This window comes from Mesorhizobium sp. WSM4830, assembly GCF_055811495.1.
Window position 1 is genome coordinate 1 of sequence record NZ_JBVVQI010000127.1, and the last position, 323, is coordinate 323.

Consider the following 323-nt stretch of genomic DNA (forward strand, 5'->3'; position numbering starts at 1 on the left):
ATCAATAACGTCCCGGTGTTCGTCGGACAGATGGGGATAGCGGGTAGCAGGGGCGCCAGCAGTGGCTGAATAGCCGGGCTCATGATACGCACGCAGGACGTTCAACGCCCTCTTCATATCATCGTCTTTCGGAAAGAAAGCAATGACGTGATCGAACAGGGGCTGGTGATTTTTTAGATCACTCGCTTGGCCGCGAGCGCCGAGATCATTCGCCAATCGGCGAAGCGCAGACGTGTATTTTCGGACCGTGCTCTCGCTATATTTTTGCTGAGCCGCAGCGTGGGCGATCGCCTTATCAATAACGTCCCGGTGTTCGTCGGACA

The 323-nt window shown here is 55.4% G+C and carries 1 protein-coding gene; it reads right to left on the bottom strand.

Going from position 1 to position 323, the window contains the following annotated elements; all coding sequences use genetic code 11:
- A partial coding sequence (locus tag AC0L2Y_RS34655) for a hypothetical protein (RefSeq protein WP_473562348.1) occupies positions 1–323 on the bottom strand: 323 nt, incomplete at both ends.